Raw genomic sequence first — 25,601 nt, 5'->3', positions numbered from 1 at the left:
CGGGGAAGGTGGTCGGCACAGGGCTCAGCCTACCGACTCCGGGCCCGTTTTGGGAATCACGCAGCGCCGACGTGTCGCGTTCAGTGCGAGCGGTTCAGTGCGCTGGTCAGAAGAGCGGTGTGCAGGGAGGTCAGCGACGCCGACATACTGGCTCGCGCATCCTCGGCCTCGCCTTCGGCCACGGAGTCATCGCGGTGCGAGGAGGGGGTGAGCACCGACTGGATGAGATGGGCCTGACGCTGTGCGGAGGAGCGCACCAGCGAGAGGTGGCGCGGCTGCAGGCCGTGCTCGGCCAGGTCGCGGCAGGCGGTCACCGCGTCGAGGTCCTGCTGGTCGTAGACGGGCGCATCCTTCACCAGAAACCCGTACTCCTCCATCTCCGTGACGAAGGCGGCCGACACTCGGGCCTCTCGGGCGAGCTCGCGTCGGCTGAGCCGGACCGCGGGGCGTCGCTCTCCCTCGCTGAGGGCGCGCACACTGAGGCTGCGCACGGGCGAACCGTCACGGTCCAGTTCGTCGAGGTGCTCCTTGATGACCTTGAGCGGCCAGAAGAGGTCGCGCTGAGCGCGCAGCACCAGGAGAATGCGATCGACGTCGGCTGCGGAGTACTTCCGGTAGCCGGATGCGGTGCGCACCGGCTCGATAAGGCCCTCCGCTTCGAGGAAGTGGAGTTTGGAGTGCGTCAGGTCGGGGAACTCCTCGCGCAGCTGCGCGCGGACCTGCCCGATGCTGACGAGCGCTGAGGCGCGATGCTTGTGGGCGGCGCTCACGAGACGATCTGGTGGAAGGTCATTCGGTACTTGCCGATCTGCACTTCCTGGCCGTTGACCAGGGTCGCCTCGTCGACGCGCTCGCGCTCCACGTAGGTGCCGTTGAGTGAGCCCATGTCGCGCACGACGAACTGGCCGCCGTGACGGAGGAATGCGACGTGCCGCCGGGACACGGTGACGTCGTCGAGGAAGATGTCGCAGGAGGGGTGGCGGCCGGCCACGGTCTTCTCCGCGTCCAGCAGGAAGCGGGCACCCAGGTTCGGGCCCTTGCGCACGATCAGCAGAGCGGAGTCCGCCGGCAGTGCGTCAACGGCGGAGCGCTCCTTCGGGCTGAGCCCGCGCTCCTGCTCATCGGGGAAGTCGACATCCGCCAACGGGGACAGAGCAGTGGTCTGCGTCGACGGGTCCAGTGCATCGAACGTGTCAGACATGTTCTCTCCTTCTGTCGGCCAAGCGGGCGGATCCACGCCCGGGAGGTTCCATCTTGTCATGCCGAGGCCTGCAAAGGCGCTTACAGTGGCCGATTTTAGGGAGACTTTGCCCTGATCGGCCTCGATCGGGGCATTCTGCCCTCCCATCGGGCCCAGAACGCACTGCCGGCCGACGGGTGCTGAGCGTCACGTCAGCTCAATTCGCCCCGGGCCAGGGGCTTCGCTATAGTTGACGGAGGTTCGACCACGGGCTGTGGCGCAGTTTGGTAGCGCACACAACTGGGGGTCGTGGGGTCGCAGGTTCAAATCCTGTCAGCCCGACCGTGGATGCAGAGGCGGCCAGGAGTTTTCCTGGCCGCCTCTGCTGTTTCACCCCGATAGAATCGGGAAATCGGATAGTCCTGCTAAGGAAGGCCACAATCTATGTGCGGAATCGCTGGAAGCTTCGGCTTCGGTGCCTCAACCGGCGACATCGTCGCCCGAATGAACGATGCGCAGCGCCATCGCGGACCTGACGGCGAGGGCACCTTCACCGGCGGATCGATCGGCCTGGCGCATCGCCGCCTGTCGGTGATCGATCACGAAGGCGGCGCCCAGCCCTTCTACAGCGAGGACCGGCGCTACGCCATGGCGTACAACGGCGAGGTCTACAACTTCACCGAACTGCGCGAGGAGCTCACCGCCCTCGGCCACACCTTCACCACCGCGAGCGACACCGAAGTCGTGCTGCACTCCTACATGCAGTGGGGCACCGAGGCGTTCGACCGCTTCAACGGCATGTTCGCCATCGCCATCGCGGATACGCAGACCGACACCCTGGTCATCGCTCGTGACCACTTCGGCATCAAGCCGGTCTACTACTGGTTCGATGAGCAGAGCGGCCGCCTCCTGTTCGGCTCCGAGATCAAGTCGATCCTCGCCGCTGAGCAGTTCACGCCCCAGCCGAACGACCGCGCCGTCTACCGCTACCTGAAGTTCCGAGTGCAGGACGAAGGCGATGAGACCTTCTTCCAGGACATCCGCCGCGTCCGCTCCGGTGAGGTCGTCACCATCACCGAGGGCGGGCTCAGTGCCGAGAAGTACACCACCCTCGAAGAGGACCTGAAGGAGCTGGCGAAGACTCCTGGCACCCCCTACTCCGAGAAGGTCCGGGACGAGTACGGTGAGCGCCTGCGCGAGTCGATCCGCATGCGCCTGCAGGCGGACGTCTCCGTCGGCACGTCCCTGTCCGGCGGCCTCGACTCCTCCGCCGTGGCGGCCGTCATCGCCGAGCACCTCAAGCAGGGCGGTGACGACGACGTGTACGACTCCGTCGGCTCCCGCCAGAACACCTTCAGCGCCGTGTTCCCGAAGTCGAACAACGATGAGGAGGCCTACGTGGACTCCCTCCTCAACCGGTACGACGGCCAGATCGCCGCGCACAAGATCCACCCGGACGCCAGCAGCTTCCTCACCGACCTCGAGGACTTCGTGCGCACCCAGGAGGAGCCGATCATCTCCACCGGCCCGTACGCCCAGTACGTGGTGATGCGGGAGGCGACCAAGCACGTCACCGTGCTGCTGGACGGCCAGGGCGCGGACGAGATGATGGCCGGCTACAACCCGTACTACTACGTGTACTGGCGACAGCTGAAGGCCCGCAAGCAGTTCTTCGCCCTCGCCAAGGAGATGTTCCGCTCCCGCGACATCGCCCGCAAACTGCTCATGGCGAAGATGCGTCTGCGCAACACCACCAGCATGGAGCCGCTGCTCAACAGCGAGTTCGCTGAGCGCTTCCGCAACGAGAAGGTCTCCTCCGTCTCGGACAACCTGAAGATGCGCCTCATCGAGGACACGTTCCACAACTCGCTGCCGTCGCTGCTGCGCTACGAGGACAAGAACACAATGCGCTTCAGCCTCGAGGGCCGCGTCCCGTTCGTGGACAAGGAGCTCATGCGCTACCTGTTCACCCTCAGCGAGGACGCGATCCTCTCCGACGGCTGGAACAAGCGCATCCTGCGCGAGTCCATGGACCCGGTGCTGCCGGACATGATCTCCAAGCGCCGCAACAAGATCGGCTTCACGACCCCGGAGCAGGAGTGGTTCGTCCGCATCAAGAACTCCCTGTACGCGATCTTCAAGTCGGATTCGTTCGCCTCCCGTCCCTACTTCGATGCTCCGACCGTCATCGCCCTGTTCGAGGACTACATCAAGCATCCGAAGAACCACGGGACTCTTCTGTTCTGGCGCATTCTGAACGTGGAGCTGTGGATGCGCCAGTTCATCGACCCCGCGAACGGCGTTGCCGAGAAGAAGGCGGAGAAGGTCATCGAGCACAAGAGCCCGTTCGTTGCGAACCCGGGCAAGGAGCTGGACATCCGCTCCAGTCACGATCAGAAGACCTACCGCCGCTACCCGATCCAGACCGGTCTGGTGGACCGCGACACCCGCATCGAGGACTTCACCGAACAGTACCTCGCGGACTTCGCCCAGCAGGCGAAGCCGGAGGACCTTCCCGCCGGCAAGGACTGGTATCTGTTCATCAGCGAGAAGATCATCGCGATCTCCCAGGGCCGCTCCTACTTCACGTGGGAGATCAAGCCGTCCATCGGCGCAAACGTGCTCAGCCGATTCGTGACCCGCACCCCCGCCGGCATCGGCCTGGGCAGCCCGTTCACGATGGAGCTGGCGATCCGTGAAGCCGGCCTGCCGCGCATCGCCGGTGCTGCGCTCGCCGGAGCAGTCGGCAAGCTGGTGGGCCGCAAGGGCCTGTTCTACGACCTCGCCGGCGCGAACGTCCGCGCGATCGACGGCCCCACCGAGTACTCCGCGTACCCGTCCAACGTATCCGCAAAGCTGCCGCCGAAGGACCCGGACGCGGTGGCCCGCCGCCTCAGCGCCATGGTGCGGGGCCTCGATCTGCCCGCGGATGTGCTCGCCGGATTCCAGGGCACTGTCGTGATGGACGCCAACGACCTCGGCCGCAACGTGCTCGGCTCGGACGTGTCCGACACCGAAGCGGCCCTCGGTGCGATGTTCGCGGACAACCCGCTGGGCCAGGGGCGTCAGCAGACGCCGCTGGCGATCGTGATCCGTCAGGACTGACGACCACGCCTCCCCCGCCCTGACCGGGGGAAGCCGACGGGGCCCGGAGCGGGCGGCATATGCCGACTGCCCGGGCCCTTCGTCACGCTCCGATAACGGGGCTAGCGGTTCCGTCACGGGCAGGCAATACCCATTGCCGATCTCATGCCGCTTGTTTACCCATCGGTCACCGCAGTGTGGGCATCGGGTCACCCGCGGGGTCCAGCATCGATGGCGGCCGTGCGCAGAAGCGCCGGTCACCGTCGAAAGGATCTCTCCCCCATGCCCATTCGTCTGCCCCTGCTGATGAAGGACCACGTCGCCGGGAAGCGCTCAGCCGTCACCTGTGCGCTCAAGTGCGGCAACCAGTGCGTCGGCGCACTGTGCAACACTTCCGACAACTCCTACTTCCGCGACGTCGCCTCCGGCGCCCTCTCCCGCCGCGCCCTCCTCGGCGGCGGCGCCGCTGCCGCAGTCGCCATCGCCGCCGCCGGTACCCAGGGCGCTGCTCCTGCCACCGCTGCCGAGGCCCCCGGCGCCGCCTTCGGTCTGAAGCCGTCGGCCCCCGGCGGCTCGAAGCTCCGCTTCGAGGCCATCGCCCCGGTCGAGCACACCGTGGATGAGCTGACCGTGCCCGAGGGCTTCGACTGGCACACCGTCATCCGCTGGGGCGACCGCCTGTTCTCCGACGCACCCGAGTTCGACTGGGCCAAGCAGTCCGCCGAACAGCAGAAGCGCGCCTTCGGCTACAACAACGACTACTCCGCGATCCAGGAGCAGCCGGGCACGGCCGGGAAGAAGGCCGTCATGTTCGCCAACCACGAATACACCAACGAGCAGATCATGCTGCCCGAGGGCACCAGCGACGACGATGTCATCGAGATCGGTATGGCCGCTCACGGCCTGTCCGTGGTGGAGCTGGAGCGCAAGAACCGCACCTGCCCCTACTCCCCCATCGTCGACGCCCCGCTGAACCGCCGCATCCTCCTCGACGAGGTCTTCGAACTCACCGGCCCCCTCGCCGGCAGCGACGCCGTGAAGACCAAGGAGGATCCGGAGGGGCGCCGCGTGCTCGGCACCCTCGGCAACTGCTCCGGCGGCCTCACCCCGTGGGGCACCATCCTCTCCGGTGAGGAGAACTTCCACAGCTACTTCCTGGGCAGCGCCTCCTACGGGTCGAACAAGCGCTACGGCGTCACCAATACCGAGGGCACCGCCCGCGGCTGGGAGAAGAAGTACGACCGCTTCGACTCCCGCATCGACGGCTACGAGAACGAACCGAACCGTTTCGGCTACATCGTCGAGGTGGATCCGTGGGACCCGACCTCCACACCCCGCAAGCACACGTCTCTCGGACGCCTCAAGCATGAGGGCGCCAACATCATCATCGGTGAGGACGGCCGCGCCGTCGCCTACACCGGTGACGACGAGGCATTCGAGTACCTCTACAAGTTCGTCTCCGCTGACCGCTACTGCGAAGGCGATCGCGCCCACAACATGACCCTGCTGGAGAAGGGCGACCTGTACGTCGCCCGCTTCACCGGCAACTCCCCCGCCGCTGAGATCACCGGCAGCGCCGAGCTCCCCTCCGACGGCGCCTTCGACGGCTCCGGCGAGTGGATCGTCCTGGTGAAGGACGGCGAGTCCGCCGTTGAGGGCTTCACGCTGGAGGAGGTGCTGGTGAACACCCGCGCTGCCGCGGACGCCGTCGGCGCCACGAAGATGGACCGCCCGGAGGATGTCGAGCCGTCCCTCGTGAGCCGCAAGGTGTACATGGCGTGCACGAAGAACTCCGACCGCGGCGCCGCCGGCAAGGCACCCGCCGACGAAGCGAACCCGCGCGCGAAGAACCGCGACGGCCACGTGATCGAGATCGACGAGCTCGGCGACCAGGCGTCGCAGACCTTCGCGTGGAACATCCTCCTGGTGGCCGGTGATCCGGCGCAGGGCGACCCGGTGTACTTCTCCGGATTCCCGGTGGACAAGGTCTCCCCGATCTCGTGCCCGGACAACGTCGCCTTCGACTCCGTCGGCAACCTCTGGATCTCCACCGACGGCGCCCCCGGCGGCATCGGCTACAACGACGGCCTCTTCCGCGTCACCCTGGAGGGCGAGGAGCGCGGCCGTGTGGAGCAGTTCCTGTCCGTGCCGCGCGAAGGCGAGACCTGCGGCCCCGTGGTCCACGACCGCGACGAGTCCGTGTTCGTGTCCGTCCAGCACCCCGGTGAGGACGGCACCTTCGCCGACCAGCACTCCTTCTTCCCGGACTACAACGGCACCGGTCCCCGCCCGACCGTGGTGCAGGTGCTGCCGCGCCGCGGCAACCGCCCCGACCACGCCGATCAGAAGCCCGGCAAGGGCAAGGACAAGCCCGGTCACGGCAAGGGCAAGGGAAATGGGAAGGGCCGGAAGAAGCACTGATCCTCAGCCCTGAGATCCGGCGCTGCCACCGGCGCCCACCACCAGCCTGCGTCACTGTGCTCACAGTCACAGAGACGTAGGCTGGTGTCATGAAGAACCTGATGAACACTCCCCAGACCATCGTCGATGATGCGCTCGCGGGCATGGCGGCCGTCCACCCCTCCCTGCAGCTCGATGCCGAGCACCGCGTGATCCACCGCGCCCACCCGAAGAAGGAGGGCCTGGTCGGGATCATCTCCGGCGGCGGCTCCGGCCATGAGCCCCTGCACGCCGGCTTCGTCGGCGAGGGTATGCTCGACGCCGCCTGCTCCGGGGAGGTGTTCACCTCCCCCGTGCCGGACCAGATCATGGCCGCGGCGAAGCACGCTGACCGCGGCGCCGGTGTCCTGTTCATCGTGAAGAACTACACCGGTGACGTCATGAACTTCGAGATGGCCGCCGAACTCGCCGCCGCCGAATCCGACATCGAGATCGAAACCGTCGTCATCGCCGACGACGTCGCCGTCGAGGACTCCACCTTCACCGCGGGGCGCCGCGGCGTGGGCGCCACCGTGCTGGTGGAGAAGATCGCCGGCGCAGCAGCCGAACGCGGTGACAGCCTTCAGCAGGTCGCCGAGATCGCGCGTCGCGCCGCTGAGGCGTCCCGCTCGATGGGCATGGCGCTCACCTCCGTCACCGTCCCCGCGAACGGCAAGCCCAGCTTCGACCTTCCGAGCGACGAGGTGGAGATCGGCATCGGCATCCACGGTGAGCCGGGTCGCCATCGCGAGAAGCTGACGAGCGCGACCGAGATCACCCGCACCCTGATGGACCCGCTGCTCGCAGAACTGCCCGGTGAGGGCGGCGTGCTGCTGTTCGTCAACGGTATGGGCGCCACCCCGCTGATCGAACTGTACGTCGTAGCGAAGGAAGCGGCGGCGGTCCTGGGCGAAGCGGAGATCCCCCTGCAGCGCTCCCTGGTGGGGGACTACATCACCAGCCTCGACATGGCCGGCTGCTCGATCACCCTGCTGCGCCTGGACGACGACCTTGCCGACCTGTGGGACGCCCCCGCCTCCACGCCCGGACTCACGATGGGAGGTGCCCGATGAGCACCCTCACCACGTCTGAACTCATCGCCTGGATCAGCACTGCCGCCGACTCCCTCGCTGAGCACGCCGCAGAACTGACGGACCTGGACGCCGCCATCGGCGATGCGGACCACGGCACCAACATGAAGCGAGGGATGCGCGCCGCTGCGGACGCCGTCGCCGACGCTGAGTTCGAGACGCCCGCTGCGCTCGCGAAGAAGGTCGGCATGTCGCTCGTCTCCGCCGTCGGCGGTGCCTCAGGTCCCCTGTACGGCACGTTCTTCCTCCGCTTCGCCCAGGGCGCTGGCGACGCCGCCGATCTCGATGCCGAAGCGCTCGCCGCTGCCCTCGACGCCGCAGCGGCTGGTGTTGCACAGCGCGGAAAGGCGGAGGTCGGGGAGAAGACGATGCTCGATGCTCTCCGGCCCGCAGCTGACGCAGCGAAGGAGGCGGCAGCCGAAGGGGCGGATATCACTGCGATGCTGACCGCGGCGGTCGCAGCCGCGCGTGAAGGACGGGACGCCGTGATCGACTCGGTCGCCACGAAGGGCCGCGCCTCCTATGTGGGTGAGCGGGCGAAGGGGCACATCGACCCCGGTTCGCAGTCCGCGGTGCTGCTGCTGGAAGCGCTGCAGGCCGCCGTGGGAGCAGCAGCATGACCGGCATCGTGGTGGTGTCCCACTCCCCCGCCCTGGCGCGCGCCGCCGTGGACCTCGCGATGGAGATGGTGCGCGGTGAGGGCCCGCCGATCGAGATCGCGGCGGGCACGGCCGACGGATCCACCGGCACCGACGCCGCCGCCATCTCTGCCGCGATCGAGACCGTCACCTCCGGTGAGGACGCGCCGGGCGCGGTGGTGCTGTGCGACATCGGCTCCGCCGTGGTGTCCGCTCAGATGGCGCTGGAGTTCCTGGACCCGCAGGTCGCCGAGCGGGTGATCCTGTCGGATGCGCCGCTGGTGGAGGGCCTGATCGGTGCGGTCGTCACCGCCTCCGCCGGCGCGGGCGCTCAGGCGGTCGCTGAGGAAGCGGGTCGGGCCGCGGAGGCCAAGCGGTCGCAGATCGCCTCCTGAGGCGCGGGCTTCAGCCGGGGCGGCGCCGCGCCGTCAGCGGACGTCGTCGGGCAGGTCCGTGGTGGTGACGCCGTTCTCGAGCTGCTCGAGGGCGCGCGCATACACGCGGGTGAAGCGATCATTCATCGGCGGCGGCTGATCCGCCGGGAACCAGCGCGCCTCGGTGTTCTCCCCGTCGGCCGGGTGCGGCTCCCCCGCCTTCCATTCGCACACGAACGCGAGGTCGAGGTAGCTCGCCTCGTCGCCGTTGGGGTACGTCATGGGGCCGACGGTGTCCAGCGCAGCCAGGTGCAGCACCCGCGCCCGCACCCCGGTCTCCTCCTCGATCTCCCGCAGGGCCGCCCGCGCGGGATGCTCCAGCGGGTCGATGATGCCGGTGACCGGGGTCCATTCGCCGTTGTCGGAGCGGCGCACGAACAGGGCGCGGTCCCGCTGCGGGGTCAGCACCACCGCCGTGGCGCCGGACAGCCACAGCGGCGCCGTGCCGACCTTCTCCCGCAGCGCGAGGATGAAATCGGGGGTCGTCATGGTCAGCGCCGCTTGCGCTTCTCGCGGATCCGCACCGAGATCTCGATCGGCGATCCGGTGAACTCGAAGTCCTCCCGGAGGCGGCGTTCGATGAAGCGGCGGTACCCGTGCTCGAGGAACCCGGAGGCGAAGATGACGAACCGGGGCGGGCGGGAGCGCGCCTGGGTCGCGAACAGGATGCGGGGCTGCTTGCCGCCGCGCAGCGGATGCGGGTGCGCCGCCACCAGAGTGCCGAGGAACGCGTTGAGGCGCGCGGTGGGGATGCGCGCATCCCACGATTCGAGGGCGCGGTCCAGCGCCGGCACCAGCTTGTCGGTGTGGCGGCCCGTTTCGGCGGAGATGTTGATGCGGGGAGCCCACGCCACGTGCGCGAGGTCCTTCTCGATCTCCCACTCGAGCTCCTTGCGGCGGTCTTCGTCGATCAGGTCCCACTTGTTGAAGGCGAGGACGAGGGCGCGGCCGGACTCGAGGACCATGTCAATGATCTTCATGTCCTGCGTGGAGATCGTCTCGGTCGCCTCCAGCAGCACCACGGCCACTTCCGCACGGTCCAGCGCCGCCTGCGTACGGATGGAGGCGAAGAAGTCAGCGCCGCCGGTCTGGTTGACGCGTCGGCGGATGCCGGCGGTGTCCACGAAGGTCCATTCGCGGCCGGCGAGGGTGATGACCTCGTCGACGGGGTCGCGGGTGGTGCCGGGGACGTTGTCCACCACCACGCGGTTCTCCTTCGCCAGCTTGTTCAGCAGGGAGGACTTGCCGACGTTCGGGCGGCCGATCAGGGCGACGCGGCGGGGACCGTCCGGCTTCGCCGGGGTGGAGCCCTCCTCGGGCAGGATCTCCAGGACGGCGTCGAGGACGTCACCGGAGCCGCGCCCGTGCAGCGCCGACACCATGTGCGGCTCCCCCAGGCCCAGGTTCCACAGCGACGCGGCTTCGAGCTCGGCGCGCTCATCATCGACCTTGTTCGCAACCAGCAGCACCGGCTTCTTGGAGCGGCGCAGCACCTTCACGAACTGTTCGTCGGTGGTGGTGATGCCGACGTGGACGTCCACGATGAACACCACCGCGTCGGCCAGGCCGATCGCGGCCTCCGCCTGCTCGGCAACACGGTGGTCGATGCCGGCGACCCGGTCCTCCCAGCCGCCGGTGTCCACCAGCATGAAGTCGCGGCCCGCCCAGTTCGCTTCGTAGAAGACGCGGTCGCGGGTGACACCGGGGGTGTCCTCGACGACGGCGGCGCGGTGGCCGAGGATGCGGTTGACGAACGTCGACTTGCCGACGTTCGGGCGGCCGACGATCGCGAGGGTGGGCAGGAGGCGCTGCTCCTGTTCGGTGGGGAAGTCCGCGAACTCCCCGCTGAGCAGGGCGGCGTCCTCGTCGTCGAGGTCGTAGTCGTCCAGGCCCGCGCGCAGCGCCTGGGTGCGCTGGACGTCGTCGGCGTCGACGCCGTCCTCCGCCCAGTCGTCGTCCTCCCAGTCGTCATCGTCGTCGACCAGTTCGATGCCGGGCACGAGCTCCAGCACCGCGTTGACGACGTCGTCGATGCTGAGGCGGGTGGTGTCGATGGTCGTGACGCCCTCGGCGGCGGTCATGAACTCCGAGACGGTGGAGTCGTCGCGGTCGCGGCGCAGCACCTGGTCGCGCATGCGCTGCGCGGTCTCCTCGTTGTCCTCGAGCTGCAGCTGCTGGGAGCGGCGCGCCATGCGGGCCTCTTCGCTGGCGGTCAGCAGCACGCGCACGTCCGCTTCCGGGGCGACCACAGTGGTGATGTCACGGCCTTCGGCGACGCAGAACCCGAGCCGGTGAGCGGTGGAGAACAGCAGGGCGCGCTGCCGCTCCTGCAGGATGATCCGCACCTGCGGGTTCGTCGCGACGGCGCTGACGCGGGTGGAGACCTCTTCGGTGCGGATGGCGTCGGTGATGTCGTCCTCGCCGACGAGGACGCGCGGGTCGCTCGGGTCGGTGATGATCTGCAGCGGCATCTCGCCGACGTGCTCGGTGACGGCCTTCTCGTCAGTGAGATCGATGCCGGCCTTCATGCAGGACCAGGCGGCGGCGCGGTACATGGCGCCGGTGTCGAGATAGCCGCCGCTCAGGGCGAGGGCGACCTCTCGCGACACGGTGGACTTGCCCGAGCCGGCGGGCCCGTCGATCGCAATGGTTACGGGGTCCACTGGTCCTCCAATTCGTTCGGCAACAGCCTCCAGGATAGTTACTCTTCGCCCGCGCGGGCCCAGCCTTTCTCCTCCAGCATGGCCACCATGCGCCCCTCATCACGTTTCAGCACGCTGATGTGCGCCAGGCCCACCGGTTGGCCGATCGAATGCTCCAGCCACAGGTCCTCCATGTTGATCCCCGCATCGCCCATATCGCTGAGCAGGCGCGCCAGGGCACCGGGGCTGTCCGGCACGAGGATGGTGAACGCGGCGAACGAATCTGCGGAGCCGCCGTGCTTGCCGGGGATGCGGGCCACACCGAGGTTGCCGTCGGCGATGGTGCGGGCGATCTCCGCCCGCGGCGTGCCCTGCCCGTCGGCGTCGCACAGGGAGTCGAACGCGCCGACGAGGCGGCCCAGGTCCTCCTGGAAGGCCCGCAGGATGGGCCGAAGTGCGGGGGCGTTCGCCGCGAGGATCTCCACCCAGAGGCGCGGATCGGAGTGGGCGATGCGAGTGGTGTCGCGCAGCCCCTGCCCGGCGAGGGCGAGGGACCCGTCGGCGGCGGACTGCAGCTGCCGCGCGAGCAGGCTCGCGACCAGCTGCGGGGCGTGGGAGACGTAGGCGACGGAGAGGTCATGCGCGGCGGCTTCGGAGCGGACGATGACGCCGCCGAGTTCGTGGCCGAGCCTCTCAACCGCATCGACGGCGCGCCGGCTCGAGCCGTTGTGCGGGACGAGCACGAACGGGCGACCGAGGAACAGGTCGCCGCGGGCGGCGACCACGCCGGAGACCTCGCGCCCGGCCATGGGGTGCGCGCCGACGTACCGGGAGGCGTCCAGGTCCGGGTCCGCTGCGGCGGCGTCGAGGACGGCGCGCTGGATCGTCTCCTTCACGCTGGCGACGTCGCACACGATCGCGTCGGGGAACTCCCGCAGCGCGTCCACGACGATGCGCCCGGTGACATCCGGTGGGGTGGCGACGACGACGAGGCCGGGGGTCGACTCCCCCTCATCGGCACCGACGCCGAGTTCGCGGGCGAGGCGGGCGGTGCCGGGTGAGGAGTCGCGGACCAGGACCTCGCGGCCGCGGGCGCGCAGGGCGAGGCCGACGGAGCCGCCGATCAGCCCGGCGCCGATGACCAGGACGGTCACAGGCCGACGCTCGCCATCAGGGTGCCGAGCTCCTTGTTGGTGAGCTCACGCGACTGGCCCGACTTCAGGTCGTTGAGCAGCACGGGGCCGATGCGGGTGCGCACCAGGCCCGTCAGCGGGTGGCCGAGGGCCTCGAACATGCGGCGAACGATTCGGTTGCGTCCCTCGTGGATGGTGATCTCCACGAGCGCTTCGCTGCCGTTGTGGGCGAGCAGGGCGGCGCGGTCCGCGGTCGCGGAGCCGTCCTCCAGGTCGATGCCGTCGCGCAGCCGCTTGAGGATGCCGCGGGGGAACTCCGGGGCGTCAAGGTCGAAGCGGCAGACGTACGTCTTGGACACTTCGAAGCTGGGGTGCATCAGGCGGTGGGCGAGCTCCCCGTCGTTGGTGAGCAGCAGCAGCCCTTCGGTCTCGTAGTCGAGCCGGCCCACGTGGTAGAGCCGCACCGGGTACTCCTCGACGAACTCGTTGAGGCTTCGGCGGCCCTCCGGGTCGTCCATCGTGGACATCACCTTCGGCGGCTTGTGCAGCGCGATCGTCAGCTTCGTGTCGTCGAGCTGCAGGCGGCGACCGTCCACGTGCACCACCTGTGTCTCAGGGTCCACACGGACGCCCTGCGTGGTGACCGTTTCGCCGTCGACGGCGACGCGGCCGGTGGCGATGAGCGCTTCGCAGGCGCGGCGGGACCCGAAGCCGGCGCGGGCGAGGATCTTCTGCAGCCGCTCCCCCGTCGGCCCCTGGTCACCGGGCTCGGGGCCCCAGGAGCCGCCGAAGTCCTCGAGGTCCTCGTCCTTCGCGGGAGCGGGACGGTCGGCGCCGTCGGAGTCGCGCAGGCGGATCTGCTTGGGGGCGGTGAAGTCGCTGGAGCGACGGCGACGCTTCGGCTGGGTCATTCAGGCAGCGCTCCCCCGGGCGATGAGTTCACGGGCGAGCTGACGGTAGGCGTCCGCGCCCTTCGTGGAGGAGGCGAAGGAGATGATCGGTTCGGCGGCGACCGAGGCGTCGGGGAACTTCACGGTGCGGTTGATGGTGGAGTGGAACACCTTGTCGTCGAACGCTTCGACCACGCGGGCGCACACTTCGCGGGCGTGCAGCGTGCGCGGATCGAACATGGTGATCAGGATGCCGTCGATCTCCAGCGCCGGGTTGATGCGATCCTGCACCTTCTCGATCGTCTCCACCAGCAGTGCGACGCCGCGCAGTGCGAAGTACTCCGCTTCCAGCGGGATGATGACGCCGCGGCTGGCGGCGAGGGCGTTGACGGTGAGCAGTCCGAGCGACGGCTGACAGTCGATGATGATGACGTCGTAGTCGTCGACCACGGGGCGCAGCACGCGGGCGAGGGCCATCTCGCGGGCCACCTCGTTGACCAGCTGCACTTCCGCAGCGGACAGGTCGATGTTCGCCGGCAGCACGTCCATGTTCTCCGTGCCGGTCTCCTGGATCACGTCGCGGATGTCGTGCTCGCGCTCCAGCAGGAGGTTGTAGACGGTGACGTCGAGGTCGTACGGGTTGATGCCGGTGCCGGCGGACAGCGCACCCTGCGGATCGAGGTCCACGAGCAGAACCCGTCGGCCGTACTCGGCGAGAGCGGCGCCCAGGTTGATGACGCTGGTGGTCTTGCCGACCCCGCCCTTCTGGTTGACCATCGAGATGATGCGGGCGGGTCCGTGGGAGTCCAGAGGAGTCGGCTCGGGGAACTCGGGCAGCGGGCGTCCCGTGGGGCCGTAGCTGAGCTCGAGCTCGAGTTCGTTTCTGTCCTTCACGTCGCTCCCTGATTCTCGTCGGTCGGTGTGCAGTTGTTCATCGTACCTGCCGAAGGTGCGTCCAGCGCCCGGGGATGGGCGAGGGCGTGCACCTCCCGCAGCGCGTCCGGTGTCACGTGCGTGTAGAGCTGCGTTGTGGTGACCGAGGCGTGCCCCAGCAGCTCCTGCACGGTGCGCACATCGGCGCCGCCCTGCAGCAGGTGGGTGGCGTAGGAGTGCCTCAGCGTGTGCGGGCTGACCTGCGCGGGGATCTTGGCTGCTTCAGCGGCGTCGTGCACGATCGTGAACGCCGCCTGACGGGTGAGGCGGGTGCCGCGGTGGCCGAGGAACAGGGCTGGGCCGCCGGTGCCGCGCTGAGCGAACACGGGACGGGCCCGCACCTGGTAGGCGGTGACGGCGTCGATCGCCATGGACCCCAGCGGGACGGCGCGCTGCTTGTCGCCCTTGCCGTGCAGGCGCAGCACCCTCTCCTCCAGCAGAAGGTCGTCGAGGTCGATGCCGATCGCTTCGCTGATGCGGGCACCGGTGCCGTACAGGATCTCCAGCAGCGCCCGGTTGCGCAGGGACCGCTCCTCGGCGAGGCGGCCGGTGAACGGCCCGGAGCCGGCGTCGATGATGCGGGCGACCTCGTCGATGCTGAGCGCTTCGGGGAGGTCGAGGGGGCGCGCCGGACCGGTGAGACGGGCCGACGGGTCATCGCTGCGCGCACCGTCCTCCTCCGCGAACCGGTGCAGGGCTCGGATGGAGGCGAGCATGCGGCTCGCTGAGGACGCTGCGAGGGCACGGCCTCCGTCGGCCCCCTCCTGGACGACCTGGAGGAAGGCGGTGATGTGCTCGCTGCCGGCGTCGGCGATGCCGAGGCCCTGGCTGCGGAGGTAGTGGGCGTAGCGGGTGAGGTCGCGCTGGTAGGCGCGGACCGTGTTGGCGGCGAGCCCCCGCTCCACGCGGATGTGGGTGAGGAATCCGCGGAGCAGGGGCTCGTCCATGGGGCCGGTGGTGGGGCTCAGAAGCGCAGGAACGGGTCGAGCGCGAGCGCCACGAACAGCAGCGTCAGGTAGGTGATGGAGGCGTGGAAGACCCCCATCGGGTGGAGGTCGCGGCCGGTGCGGCCCTGGAACACCCGCACGGCGTAGCGGATGGTCAGGGCGAGGAACCAGGAGCCCACGGCGATGGCGGCGACGGCGTACACCGGGCCGGTCGGTGCGAGAGGGATGATCGCGAGAGAGCAGGCGACCATGGCGACGGTGTGGGCGATCATCTGCACCGCCACGTTCCGGCGGGAGGACACGACCGGCAGCATCGGCACACCGGCGCGTTCATAGTCGCGGGTGAACTTCTCCGCGAGCGGCCAGTAGTGCGGCGGCGTCCAGAAGAAGATGACGAGGAACAGCAGGAACGCGGTCCAGGACACGGTCCCGGTCACCGAGGACCAGCCGATCAGCACGGGCATGCAGCCGGCGACGCCGCCCCACACGATGTTCTGGCTGGTGCGTCGCTTGAGGATCAGGGTGTAGAACACCACGTACAGGACGATGGCGCCGAGCGCGAGCATCGCCGACACGGCGTTGACCAGCACCCACAGGTACACGGTGGACAGCGCCGAGAGCACCAGGCCGAAGATGACGGCGGCGCGGGGGCTGATCTCACCGGTCACCAGGGGACGGTTCTTCGTGCGCTTCATCTTCGCGTCGATGTCGCGGTCGAAGAACATGTTGAGCACGTTGGCGCCGCCGGCGGCGAGGTAGCCGCCGATGATCGTGTTGAGGATCAGCAGGAACGGCGGGAAGCCACCGGCCGCGAGGAACATGGTGGGCACGGTGGTGATGAGCAGCAGCTCGATGATGCGCGGCTTGGTCAGCGCCACGTAGTTGAGCACGGTGCGCTTGACGGACCGGGGCCGCTGCGGCGCGCTCACCTGCACTGCTTCAGGTGCGGCGGGCCCTGCCTGCACTGGGCTGTCCACGGGTTTCGTCACGTCACCGACCTCGTCTTCTCGCTGTCCGACACACCCGCGCTCCAAGGGCCACGGGCCCGGCCAGTGTATCGGCGGTTGCGCTGGTGGGCCAGCATCTGAGGGGCGTTGCACGTCACGCCCACTCGGTCCCGGCCCTGCCGTGATGAGAGGGTGCGCGAGACGTGGACCTCGCAGAGTGAGCCGAGTGGGAAGCGTTAGGCTCGGATGCGCTGATGCCTGAGCTCCTCCTCCGCCCCCGCCGCATCGGCGGCCGCGAGCGGGCCGAGCCCAAAAACTCCCGAAAGGAAACTGTTCATGACCACTGACTTCATCGCTCCCGAGGGCTGGACCGACCTCGACCGCCGCGCCGTTGACACCGCCCGCACCCTCGCTGTGGACGCCGTCGAGAAGGTCGGCAACGGCCACCCCGGCACCGCCGTCAGCCTCGCCCCGGCCGCCTACCTCCTCTACCAGGACGTCATGGCGTACGACCCGAAGGACCCGAACTGGCTGGGCCGAGACCGCTTCGTGCTCTCCGCCGGCCACTCCAGCATCACCCAGTACGCCCAGCTGTTCCTCGCCGGAGTCGGCCTCGAGCTCGAGGACCTCAAGCAGCTGCGCACCTTCCGTTCCAAGACGCCCGGCCACCCGGAGAACTTCGTGACCGACGGCGTCGAGGTGACGACCGGTCCCCTCGGCCAGGGCGTCGCCATGAGCGTTGGCCTGGCGATGGCGCAGCGCCGTGAGCGCGGCCTGCTCGACCCGGACGCTCCCGCCGGTGAGAGCCCGTTCGACCACTTCACCTACGTCATCGCTTCCGACGGCGACCTGCAGGAGGGCGTCTCCCACGAGGCCAGCTCCCTCGCCGGCACCCAGAAGCTCGGCAACCTCGTCGTGATCTGGGACGACAACGAGATCTCCATCGAGGGTGACACCGAGATCGCCTTCACCGAGGACGTCGCCGCCCGGTACGAAGCGCTCGGCTGGGATGTGCGCACCGTGGACTGGCGCAACGGTGGCCAGTACCGCGAGGACGTTGCCGCGCTCAAGCAGGCGATCGAGGACGGCAAGAAGGTCACCGACAAGCCGACCTTCATCCAGCTGAAGACCATGATCGGCTGGCCGCTGCCGGGCGTGCAGGGCAAGGCGTCCGTCCACGGCTCCGCCGTCGGTGCCGAAGCGATCCGCGGCCTGAAGGAGAACATCGGGGTCGACCCCGACAAGGACTTCGAGGTCGCCCCCGAGGTGCTCGAGCACACCCGCGCCCGCGGTGAGAAGACCCAGGCCGAGCGCGATGAGTGGGCGAAGAAGTTCGACGCCTGGAAGAGCGCGAACCCTGAGAAGGCCGAGCTGCTTGAGCGTCTGCAGAAGCGTGAACTGCCGGACCTCACCGACGCCCTGCCCGCCTTCGACGCCGATGAGAAGGGCATCGCCACCCGCGCCGCCTCCGGGAAGATCCTTGAGGCCCTCGCCGATGTGGTTCCTGAGCTGTGGGGCGGCTCCGCTGACCTCGCCGGCTCCAACAACACCACGATGAAGGGGGAGCCGTCGTTCATCCCGACCGAGCATCAGACCGAGGACTTCTCCGGCAATCCGTTCGGCCGCACCCTGCACTTCGGCATCCGTGAGCACGCGATGGGCTCGATCCTCGCGGGCATCTCGCTGCACGGCCTGACCCGCCCGTACGGCGGCACCTTCTTCCAGTTCGCCGACTACATGCGCGGCGCTGTCCGCCTCACCTCCCTGATGAACGTGCCCTCCACCTACGTGTGGACGCACGACTCCATCGGCCTCGGTGAGGACGGCCCCACGCACCAGCCGGTCGAGCACCTCGCCGCGTACCGTGCGATCCCGAACCTGTCGATCGTGCGGCCCGCTGACGCGACCGAGACCGCTCAGGCGTGGAAGGCCCTCTTGGAGCGGGACCGCGGCCCCGTCGGCCTCATTCTGACCCGCCAGGCGGTGCCGACGTTCGATCGCGAGGAGTACGCCGACGCCGCCGGTCTCGCCAAGGGCGCGTACGTGATGAAGGAGGCGTCGGCTGAGCCCCAGCTGATCCTCATCGCCACCGGCTCCGAGGTGCAGCACGCCGCTGCCGCGCAGAAGAAGCTGGAGGCCGACGGGATCCCCACCCGTCTCGTGTCCATGCCGTGCATGGAGTGGTTCGAGGAGCAGGACGAGGCGTACCGCGAATCGGTTCTGCCGAGCTCCGTGAAGGCGCGCGTCAGCGTCGAGGCGGGCATTGCGATGCCGTGGCACCGCTACCTCGGCGACGCCGGCCGCGCCGTCTCCCTCGAGCACTACGGCGCGTCCGCCGACGGCGCCCTGCTGTTCGAGGAGTTCGGCTTCACCGCCGACAACGTGATGAAGGCGGCGAAGGAGTCCCTCGCCGCTGCCGGCAACTGACCCGCACCATCCCGCTCACCCGACGACCCTCCCGAAAGGACTGGGAACCCATGGCTCAGAACCCGAACACTCAGGCCCTGTCCGATGCCGGCGTTTCCATCTGGCTGGACGACCTCTCCCGCCACCGCCTCACCAGCGGCGGCCTGAAGGACCTGATCGCCTCGAAGAACGTGGTCGGTGTGACCACGAACCCGTCGATCTTCCAGGGCGCGATCTCCGGCTCGAAGGACTACGACGACGCGATCGCAGGCCTCTACGCCGACGGCCGCGACGTGGACGGCATCATCGAAGCACTCACCACCGATGACGTGCGCGACGCCTGCGACGTCTTCATGGACCTGTACCGCTCCACCCAGGGGTACGACGGCCGCGTCTCCATCGAGGTGGATCCGCGCCACGCCAACGACACCGACGCCACCATCGAGCAGGCGCAGCGCCTGTACGACCTGGTGGACCGCGAGAACGTTATGATCAAGATCCCGGCGACCCTCGAGGGTCTGCCGGCGATCACCGAAGTGATCTCCCGCGGCATCAGCGTCAACGTCACTCTCATCTTCTCCGTCGCCCGCTACGAGGAGGTCATCGAGGCCTACCTGGAGGGCCTGGAGAAGGCGGCAGAGGCCGGCCGCGATCTCGCCACTATCCATTCGGTGGCCTCGTTCTTCATCTCCCGCGTGGACACGGAGATCGACAAGCGCCTGGAGGAGATCGGCGGCGACGCCCTCGAACTGCTCGGCAAGGCGGCCGTGGCGAACGGTCGCGCCGCGTTCGGGCTGTACGCCCGCGAGTTCTCCTCGGAGCGCTTCGGTGCGCTGAAGGAGAAGGGCGCGAATGTGCAGCGTCCCCTGTGGGCGTCCACCGGTGTGAAGAACGAAGACTACTCCGACACCCTCTACGTGGACGAGCTCGTCACCGACCCGGCGGTGAACACAATGCCGGAGAAGACCCTGGACGCGTTCGCCGACCACGGCGACGCCTCCGGCCGCCTCACCGTCGCAAGCGCCGCCGATGAGGAGGAGAAGGCGGAGGAGCTGTTCGACCGCCTCGCTGAGGCCGGTATCGACCTCGCGGACGTGTTCGCACAGCTGGAGTCCGAAGGCGTGTCGAAGTTCGTCGACGCCTGGGGTGAGCTGCTGGACACCGTCGGCTCCGCTCGGCCGTCCGAGAACGCCTGAGCGCGCCGACCGGGAGGACACGAGTGAACAACCCCCTGCGCGATCCCCGCGACCGGCGCCTGCCGCTGATCGCGGGACCGAGTTCGATGGTCATGTTTGGTGTGACCGGCGACCTCGCGAAGAAGAAGCTGCTGCCGGCGATCTACGACCTCACGAACCGCAGCCTGCTGCCGCCGAGCTTCGGCCTGGTCGGCTTCGGGCGCCGCGACTGGTCGCATGAGGACTTCGCCGACTATGTCGAAGAGGCGGTGAAGGAGGGCGCCCGCACCGGCTTCCGCCAGAGCGTGATGGACCAGCTGCGCGGCGGCCTGCGCTTCGTCACCGGCGAGTTCGATGAGACCGCCGCGTACGAGCGCCTCACCGACGTGGTGAAGGAGCTCGATGAGACCCGCGGCACCGGCGGCAACCACGCGTTCTACCTGTCGATCCCGCCGAAGGCGTTCCCTCAGGTCTGCGAGCAGCTCGCGAACTCCGGCCTGAACGCGTCGGAGAACGGGTCGTGGCGGCGCGTCGTCATCGAGAAGCCCTTCGGGCACAACCTCGAGAGCGCACGCGAACTGAACGACGTGGTGGAGAAGGTGTTCGATGAGGAGGACGTCTTCCGCATCGACCACTACCTCGGCAAGGAGACGGTGCAGAACCTCCTCGCCTTCCGCTTCGCCAACCAGATGTTCGAGCCGGTGTGGAACGCCAACTATGTGGACCACGTGCAGATCACGATGGCTGAGGACATCGGCATCGGGTCGCGCGCCGGCTACTACGACGGCATCGGCACCGCCCGCGACGTCATCCAGAACCACCTCCTGCAGCTGTTCGCGCTGACCGCGATGGAGGAGCCGATCTCGTTCGAAGCCGCGGACCTGCGCGCCGAGAAGGAGAAGGTTCTTGCCGCGGTCGAACTGCCCGGTGACCTCGCCACCTCCACGGCCCGTGGCCAGTACGTGGGCGGCTGGCAGGGCGGCCAGTGGGTGAAGGGCTACCTGGAGGAGGAGGGCATCCCGGAGGACTCCGAAACGGAGACGTTCGCGGCGATGCAGCTGAACGTCAACACGCGCCGCTGGGCGGGTGTCCCGTTCTACCTGCGCGCCGGCAAGCGCCTGGGCCGACGGGTCACGGAGATCGCCGTGGTCTTCAAGTCTGCGCCCTTCCTCCCGTTCAACGACACGGACACAAAGGACCTCGGGCAGAACTCGATCGTGATCCGCATCCAGCCGGATGAGGGTGTGACGATGCGGTTCGGTTCGAAGGTGCCGGGTTCCCAGATGGAGGTGCGGGACGTTTCGATGGACTTCGTGTACGGCTCCAGCTTCACGGAGGAGTCGCCGGAGGCGTACGAACGTCTGATCCTGGACATGCTGCTGGGCGACCCGCCACTTTTCCCGCGCCAGCGGGAAGTGGAGCTGTCCTGGGCGATCCTCGATCCCGTCACCGAGTTCTGGGCGGAGAGCATGCCGCCCAGCCCGTACCGCGCCGGCACCTGGGGCCCCCAGACGGCGCATGACATGCTCGCCCGCGACGGACGGCATTGGAGGCGCCCATGATCCACACGATGAAGGACACCACCACGTCCGAGGTGAGCCGGGTCCTGATCGAACTGCGCGAGGACACGGGCCTGGTCACGCTCGGCCGGGTCGCCACTCTCGTGGTGATCTCCCCGGAGGACCACCTGGATGACAGCATCGATGTCGCCGTCCACGCTTCGCATGAGCATCCGGCGCGGATCATCGTGATCGTGCCGCAGGGCGACACCGACCGCAACGCGCTCGACGCGGAGGTCCGCGTCGGTGCCGACGCCGGCGCCGGTGAGCTGATCGTGCTGCGCCCGTCGGGCCTGGTGGTCAACGGCATGGACACGCTGATCACCCCGCTGCTGCTGCCGGATGCGCCGATCGTCACCTGGTGGTCGGCGGCTCCGCCGGTGTGCCCCAGCCAGGACGTGGTGGGGGCGCTGTCCACCCGCCGCATCACCGATGCGCTCGCCGCGGACGACCCGGACGCGGTGTTCCGCCGCCTGTCGCACAACTACCATCCCGGCGACACGGACCTGTGCTGGAGCCGCCTGACGAACTGGCGGGGCCTGCTCGCAGCCGCATACGAGCAGCCGCCGATCAGCGCCCCCACCGCCGTCACCATCGAGGGGAAGCTGAATAAGCCGACGGTGACCCTGATGCGGCAGTGGCTCGCGGACTTCCTGTCCGTGCCGGTGACGGTGAAGGACACCGACGGCGACTTCGGTCTGATCTCCATCACCCTGCACCGTGAGGACGGCGACATCACGCTGCGACGCGTCTCCCCGCACACGGTGATCGTGTCCACCCCCGGCGAGACCGATGACCAGTCGGTGACGATGCCGGTGCGGACCATGCACGACCTCCTCAGTGAGGAACTGCGTCGCCTCGATGCGGACGACATCTACGGCACGGTCCTGACCGCGGCGTTCCCCCACCACGTGGATGTGAAGGACTTCGCGACCGGCAAGCCGGCGCCGTCGGACATCCGGGTGAAGGACAAGGACGACCTCATCGAGCATGCGGCGCAGTTCTCCGTGGAGATGATCGACGAAGCGGTCCGTGAGCGCGGCATCGCCCACATCGCGATGACCGGTGGCCGAACCGGCACGCAGGTCGCGCGCCGCATCGGCGAACTGCTGCACTCCACCGATGTGGCCGCCTCGAAGGTCCACGTCTGGTGGGGCGATGAACGGTTCGTGGAGACGAAGTCCGACGACCGCAACGACCGCCCGGCCCTGTCCGCGCTGACGCTGACCGCTGGCATCCCCGTGTACAACGTGCACTCGATGCCGGCCAGCGACATGGGCATGGAACTGGACGACGCCGCCGCCTGGTACGGCCAGCAGCTGTCCCTGCTGGGAGCGGACAGCGCCCACACGGAGGAGACCGACGAGGAGCGCGCATTCTTCGACGTGGTCCTGCTCGGCATGGGCGAGGACGGGCACATCGCGTCCCTGTTCCCCGATCATGAGGACGCGGGCGATGCGACCCGGTCCGCGGTGTCGGTGCGGAACTCGCCGAAGCCGCCGTCGGAGAGGATCTCGCTGACGTGGCCGATGCTGAACGCGGCCCGCCACGTGGTGTTCCTCGTGGCCGGTGAGGAGAAGGCGGAGTTCGCGGCCCGCGCCCACGGCGACATCGACCCGGTGAACCTGCCGGCGTCCGCCGTGCGCGGCACCGTCTCCACCACCTGGTTCCTTGATCCGGAGGCGGCCTCAGCGATCGAGCACTGACCCGTCCTCATCCGCTTGCGCGAGCAGCAGCGCACCCTCCACGGGCTCTGCTGCTCGCGTCGTCTGCAGGCCCCGCGCCGCCAGCGCCTGCTCAACCCTCCGCGTGATCGGGGTGTCGGCGGCGAGCAGAGCGCCCGCCAGCACCACGAGGGCGCCGACGGGTGCACCCAGCGCGTCCAGCGTCGCCACGAGGTCACTCGCGGCGCCGTCGATGATGCTCTGCGCGACCACATCCCCCGCGCAGCTGCCGGGGATGCGGGCGAAGCGGCCCCACTGGGCGGGCGTCAGCGGATCCGCCGCCTGGATCAGCGCCTGGCGCACATCCACCGCGTCCCCGCTGCCCGCGGGCCTGGTGCTGCCCGCGATGCCGAGCTCCTCCAGCACCCGCGCAGTCATCGCCGTGGCGGGGCCTCGGTGGTCGAGATCGGCGGCGGCGGCGCGCAGCACCCGTCGGCCGATGTCCACGGCGGAGCCGCAGTCCCCCAGCAGCCAGCCCATGCCGTCCGCCCGGGCGACCATCCGGCCCTGTTCGAACCGAGCCGCGGCGGCGCCGGTGCCGGCGAGCAGCAGGAACCCGTCGGCCCCCACCCGGCCGGCACCCGCGGTGAACGCGGTGACCTGGTCATCGACCACCCTGCCCACCCCGGCCGGCACGCCCGCCCGCGCGAGAGCGGGCAGCAGGAGCGCGCTGACCTCCGCGTGCCGTGCCGGCCCGGCGCCCGCAACACCGAGCACCGCCGCCTCCACCGACGCGAGGTCCTCCCCCGCGGCGCGGGCGTCCCCGGCGAGTTCGGTGAGGAGGTCGGCGACACGCCCGGCGGCGTCAGTCCCGGAGGATCGGATGTTGCAGCCGCCGCCGTTGCGCTCGGCGACGCGGACTTCCCCGCGGGTGAGGCGGAGGCGGGTGCTGGTGCCGCCGATGTCGGCCCCCAGGATCAAGCGCGGCATGTGATCCTCCTCTCGACGTCACAACCCGATCATGGTAACTTGCAGTCCATCGCGAGTCGATAAAACTTATTTTCACTTCGCGGTCGGTGACAGCTCAGCACCGGTCGGGTCAAAGGAGATCTCATGATTGCACGGCGGACAGTCCTCGCAGGCGGCGCAGCCAGCGCCGCAGCCCTCGGCCTCGCGGCCTGCGGCTCCGACTCCTCGAAGGGCAGCGGCACCGACGGCAAGGGCAAGACCCTCACCCTCTGGATCATGGAGGGCACCAACCCCTCCACCGACGCCTACATCGCCGACCTCAAGAAGAAGTTCAAGGAGGCGACCCAGGCGGACCTCACGGTCGAAGTGCAGCCCTGGGACGGCGCCCACGACAAGTTCGTCAACGTCATGGGCGGGGACAGCGCCCCGGACGTCGCCGAAGTCGGCACCACCTGGACCCCCGAGTTCGCCGACGCCGGCGGCCTCGACCCCATCGGCGACGAACTCGAGGAGGCCGGGCTCAGCGGAAAGTACGTCAAGGCCCTCGAAGAGTCCGCCACGCTTGAGGGCGAGGTGTTCGGCGCCCCCTGGTACGCCGGTGTCCGCTCCATCCTCGCCAACAAGGACCTGCTCAGCGCAGCCGGTGTCGACAAGCAGCCCGGCAACTGGGAGGAGCTGCTCGACGCTGCCCAGGCCCTGAAGAAGAAGGACCCCTCCACCATCCCGTTCCCCATCTCCGGCGGCTCCCCGTTCGGCCTGCTGCCGTTCATCTGGGGCGCCGGCGGCGAGATCGCGAAGCAGTCCGGCGGCACCTGGAAGGCCGCCATCGCCGACTCCCCCGCCGTGGAGGGCGTCACCTGGTACACGGACATCGCGCTGAAGCACAAGCTGTCCACCCCCGCCGCTTCCACCTGGAAGGAGACCGACGCCCTCGCCGCGTTCCAGAAGGGCGATGTGGGCATGTTCATCACGGGCTCCTGGGTGCCCGCCACCATCAAGGAGAAGTCGCCGGAGCTGTACGACAAGCTGATGGCGTTCACCATCCCCGCGAAGGACTCCGAGGTGGCCCCGAGCTTCCTCGGCGGCTCCCACCTGTGCCGCTTCACCGGCACGAAGGAGCCGGAGCTGGCGTTCGAGCTGATCAAGCTGATGACGACCGGCGAGTTCGCCGCGAACTGGGCGAAGCAGACCAACTTCTTCCCCGGTGAGCAGTCCGCCCTCGACGAGGTCGTCACGAGCGGTGATGACCTCACCGCCGTATTCGCCAAGCAGATGACCGAAGGCGGCAAGTCCGTGCCCGTCACCCCACTGTGGGGCCAGGTCGAAGGCAAGAAGACCATCCCGAACCTTCTGAACACCGTGCTGACCGGAGGGAAGGACGCGGCGACCGCATGCCAGGACGCCGCGAAGGAGATGGACCAGATCTTCGCCGACTGACCCGTCGGCCCAGTCGTCCCGTACTCTCCCCCC

The 25,601-nt window shown here is 68.8% G+C and carries 20 protein-coding genes and 1 tRNA gene; 11 read left to right on the top strand and 10 right to left on the bottom strand.

The features are described from left to right. Window positions 1-80 precede the first annotated feature (80 nt). Both ftsR and R3I40_RS04815 read right to left on the bottom strand, forming a co-directional pair. The gene (gene ftsR / locus R3I40_RS04820; protein ID WP_285261594.1) at window positions 81-770 is read right to left on the bottom strand and encodes a transcriptional regulator FtsR; all 690 of its coding nucleotides are present in this window, start codon (window positions 768-770) and stop codon (window positions 81-83) included. After that, entirely contained in the window at window positions 767-1,201 is a 435-nt protein-coding gene (locus R3I40_RS04815; protein WP_183374391.1) for an FHA domain-containing protein, read from the bottom strand. The genes ftsR and R3I40_RS04815 overlap by 4 nt, the downstream gene beginning before the upstream one ends. Before the next feature lie 247 nt (window positions 1,202-1,448). Between R3I40_RS04815 and R3I40_RS04810 the strand changes: the two genes are divergently transcribed. The 6 genes from R3I40_RS04810 to dhaM all read left to right on the top strand — a co-directional run bounded on the left by R3I40_RS04810 (window position 1,449) and on the right by dhaM (window position 8,827). Beyond that, window positions 1,449-1,522: transfer RNA gene (locus tag R3I40_RS04810), tRNA-Pro, on the top strand. A 102-nt stretch (window positions 1,523-1,624) separates the two neighbouring features. Then, entirely contained in the window at window positions 1,625-4,285 is a 2,661-nt protein-coding gene (gene asnB, locus R3I40_RS04805; RefSeq protein WP_183374389.1) for an asparagine synthase (glutamine-hydrolyzing), read from the top strand. A gap of 261 nt (window positions 4,286-4,546) precedes the next feature. After that, on the top strand, window positions 4,547-6,685 hold the full coding sequence (locus R3I40_RS04800; protein WP_285261593.1) for a PhoX family protein: 2,139 nt from the start codon (window positions 4,547-4,549) through the stop codon (window positions 6,683-6,685). Between the two features lie 89 nt (window positions 6,686-6,774). Next, window positions 6,775-7,776 (top strand): dihydroxyacetone kinase subunit DhaK, encoded by a 1,002-nt coding sequence (gene dhaK, locus R3I40_RS04795; protein ID WP_285261592.1) that lies wholly within the window; start codon window positions 6,775-6,777, stop codon window positions 7,774-7,776. Next, window positions 7,773-8,414, top strand: coding sequence for a dihydroxyacetone kinase subunit DhaL (dhaL, locus tag R3I40_RS04790; protein WP_285261591.1), 642 nt, complete (start codon window positions 7,773-7,775; stop codon window positions 8,412-8,414). Before dhaK ends, dhaL begins: the two co-directional genes overlap by 4 nt. Further along, window positions 8,411-8,827, top strand: a complete 417-nt coding sequence (dhaM, locus tag R3I40_RS04785) for a dihydroxyacetone kinase phosphoryl donor subunit DhaM (RefSeq protein WP_285261590.1) — start codon at window positions 8,411-8,413, stop codon at window positions 8,825-8,827. Before dhaL ends, dhaM begins: the two co-directional genes overlap by 4 nt. A gap of 33 nt (window positions 8,828-8,860) precedes the next feature. Here the strand turns inward: dhaM and R3I40_RS04780 are convergent, their stop codons facing one another. Genes R3I40_RS04780 through R3I40_RS04750 form a run of 7 tightly spaced genes read right to left on the bottom strand, consistent with a single transcriptional unit; the run spans window position 8,861 to window position 16,340 of the window. Next, window positions 8,861-9,355: an NUDIX hydrolase gene (locus R3I40_RS04780; RefSeq protein ID WP_285261589.1), complete on the bottom strand. Its 495-nt coding sequence runs from the start codon at window positions 9,353-9,355 to the stop codon at window positions 8,861-8,863. 2 nt (window positions 9,356-9,357) lie between these two features. Then, on the bottom strand, window positions 9,358-11,529 hold the full coding sequence (gene der / locus R3I40_RS04775) for a bifunctional cytidylate kinase/GTPase Der (protein WP_285261588.1): 2,172 nt from the start codon (window positions 11,527-11,529) through the stop codon (window positions 9,358-9,360). 38 nt (window positions 11,530-11,567) lie between these two features. After that, window positions 11,568-12,662, bottom strand: coding sequence for a prephenate dehydrogenase (locus tag R3I40_RS04770; RefSeq protein ID WP_285261587.1), 1,095 nt, complete (start codon window positions 12,660-12,662; stop codon window positions 11,568-11,570). Next, window positions 12,659-13,552, bottom strand: coding sequence for a pseudouridine synthase (locus tag R3I40_RS04765; protein ID WP_285261586.1), 894 nt, complete (start codon window positions 13,550-13,552; stop codon window positions 12,659-12,661). The genes R3I40_RS04770 and R3I40_RS04765 overlap by 4 nt, the downstream gene beginning before the upstream one ends. Continuing rightward, window positions 13,553-14,425, bottom strand: coding sequence for a ParA family protein (locus R3I40_RS04760; RefSeq protein ID WP_239375359.1), 873 nt, complete (start codon window positions 14,423-14,425; stop codon window positions 13,553-13,555). Further along, entirely contained in the window at window positions 14,422-15,411 is a 990-nt protein-coding gene (locus R3I40_RS04755; RefSeq protein WP_239375361.1) for a site-specific tyrosine recombinase XerD, read from the bottom strand. Before R3I40_RS04755 ends, R3I40_RS04760 begins: the two co-directional genes overlap by 4 nt. A gap of 17 nt (window positions 15,412-15,428) precedes the next feature. Beyond that, entirely contained in the window at window positions 15,429-16,340 is a 912-nt protein-coding gene (locus R3I40_RS04750) for a heme o synthase (RefSeq protein WP_317700121.1), read from the bottom strand. Window positions 16,341-16,694: 354 nt separating this feature from the next. On the opposite strand from R3I40_RS04750, the gene tkt reads away from it, so the two are divergent. The 4 genes from tkt (at window position 16,695) to pgl (ending at window position 23,204) form a co-directional block, all read left to right on the top strand. Continuing rightward, window positions 16,695-18,785, top strand: a complete 2,091-nt coding sequence (gene tkt, locus R3I40_RS04745; protein WP_239375366.1) for a transketolase — start codon at window positions 16,695-16,697, stop codon at window positions 18,783-18,785. A 50-nt stretch (window positions 18,786-18,835) separates the two neighbouring features. Then, window positions 18,836-19,960 carry a transaldolase gene (tal, locus tag R3I40_RS04740; protein WP_183374367.1) on the top strand — a complete coding sequence of 375 codons (1,125 nt, stop codon included), beginning with the start codon at window positions 18,836-18,838 and terminating at the stop codon, window positions 19,958-19,960. A gap of 86 nt (window positions 19,961-20,046) precedes the next feature. Next, window positions 20,047-21,501 (top strand): glucose-6-phosphate dehydrogenase, encoded by a 1,455-nt coding sequence (zwf, locus tag R3I40_RS04735; protein WP_221187164.1) that lies wholly within the window; start codon window positions 20,047-20,049, stop codon window positions 21,499-21,501. Next, the gene (pgl, locus tag R3I40_RS04730; protein WP_285261585.1) at window positions 21,498-23,204 is read left to right on the top strand and encodes a 6-phosphogluconolactonase; all 1,707 of its coding nucleotides are present in this window, start codon (window positions 21,498-21,500) and stop codon (window positions 23,202-23,204) included. The genes zwf and pgl overlap by 4 nt, the downstream gene beginning before the upstream one ends. Here the strand turns inward: pgl and R3I40_RS04725 are convergent. Next, complete coding sequence (locus R3I40_RS04725; RefSeq protein ID WP_239375375.1) at window positions 23,187-24,152, bottom strand: N-acetylglucosamine kinase; 966 nt, start codon at window positions 24,150-24,152, stop codon at window positions 23,187-23,189. The two genes, pgl and R3I40_RS04725, sit on opposite strands and share 18 nt — an antisense overlap. Before the next feature lie 123 nt (window positions 24,153-24,275). Here R3I40_RS04725 and R3I40_RS04720 point away from each other — a divergent pair, with 123 nt between their 5' ends. Next, entirely contained in the window at window positions 24,276-25,568 is a 1,293-nt protein-coding gene (locus tag R3I40_RS04720) for a sugar ABC transporter substrate-binding protein (protein WP_285261584.1), read from the top strand. The last annotated feature ends 33 nt before the right edge of the window (window positions 25,569-25,601 follow it).

The sequence above is a fragment of the Helcobacillus massiliensis genome, from assembly GCF_033106145.1.
Taxonomy (GTDB): domain Bacteria; phylum Actinomycetota; class Actinomycetes; order Actinomycetales; family Dermabacteraceae; genus Helcobacillus; species Helcobacillus massiliensis.
The sequence above is the reverse complement of the archived record's forward strand: the minus strand, read 5'-3'. Positions and strand labels throughout refer to the sequence as shown.

Excerpts from the sequence above, each read along its gene's own strand:
- R3I40_RS04755 (WP_239375361.1), bottom strand. The coding sequence starts at position 15,411 with ATGGACGAGCCCCTGCTCCGCGGATTCCTCACCCACATCCGCGTGGAG.
- asnB (WP_183374389.1), top strand. The coding sequence starts at position 1,625 with ATGTGCGGAATCGCTGGAAGCTTCGGCTTCGGTGCCTCAACCGGCGAC.
- dhaM (WP_285261590.1), top strand. The coding sequence starts at position 8,411 with ATGACCGGCATCGTGGTGGTGTCCCACTCCCCCGCCCTGGCGCGCGCC.
- dhaK (WP_285261592.1), top strand. The coding sequence starts at position 6,775 with ATGAAGAACCTGATGAACACTCCCCAGACCATCGTCGATGATGCGCTC.
- pgl (WP_285261585.1), top strand. The coding sequence starts at position 21,498 with ATGATCCACACGATGAAGGACACCACCACGTCCGAGGTGAGCCGGGTC.
- R3I40_RS04815 (WP_183374391.1), bottom strand. The coding sequence starts at position 1,201 with ATGTCTGACACGTTCGATGCACTGGACCCGTCGACGCAGACCACTGCT.
- dhaL (WP_285261591.1), top strand. The coding sequence starts at position 7,773 with ATGAGCACCCTCACCACGTCTGAACTCATCGCCTGGATCAGCACTGCC.
- tkt (WP_239375366.1), top strand. The coding sequence starts at position 16,695 with ATGACCACTGACTTCATCGCTCCCGAGGGCTGGACCGACCTCGACCGC.
- R3I40_RS04725 (WP_239375375.1), bottom strand. The coding sequence starts at position 24,152 with ATGCCGCGCTTGATCCTGGGGGCCGACATCGGCGGCACCAGCACCCGC.
- R3I40_RS04765 (WP_285261586.1), bottom strand. The coding sequence starts at position 13,552 with ATGACCCAGCCGAAGCGTCGCCGTCGCTCCAGCGACTTCACCGCCCCC.
- R3I40_RS04800 (WP_285261593.1), top strand. The coding sequence starts at position 4,547 with ATGCCCATTCGTCTGCCCCTGCTGATGAAGGACCACGTCGCCGGGAAG.
- R3I40_RS04780 (WP_285261589.1), bottom strand. The coding sequence starts at position 9,355 with ATGACGACCCCCGATTTCATCCTCGCGCTGCGGGAGAAGGTCGGCACG.
- tal (WP_183374367.1), top strand. The coding sequence starts at position 18,836 with ATGGCTCAGAACCCGAACACTCAGGCCCTGTCCGATGCCGGCGTTTCC.
- R3I40_RS04720 (WP_285261584.1), top strand. The coding sequence starts at position 24,276 with ATGATTGCACGGCGGACAGTCCTCGCAGGCGGCGCAGCCAGCGCCGCA.
- zwf (WP_221187164.1), top strand. The coding sequence starts at position 20,047 with ATGGTCATGTTTGGTGTGACCGGCGACCTCGCGAAGAAGAAGCTGCTG.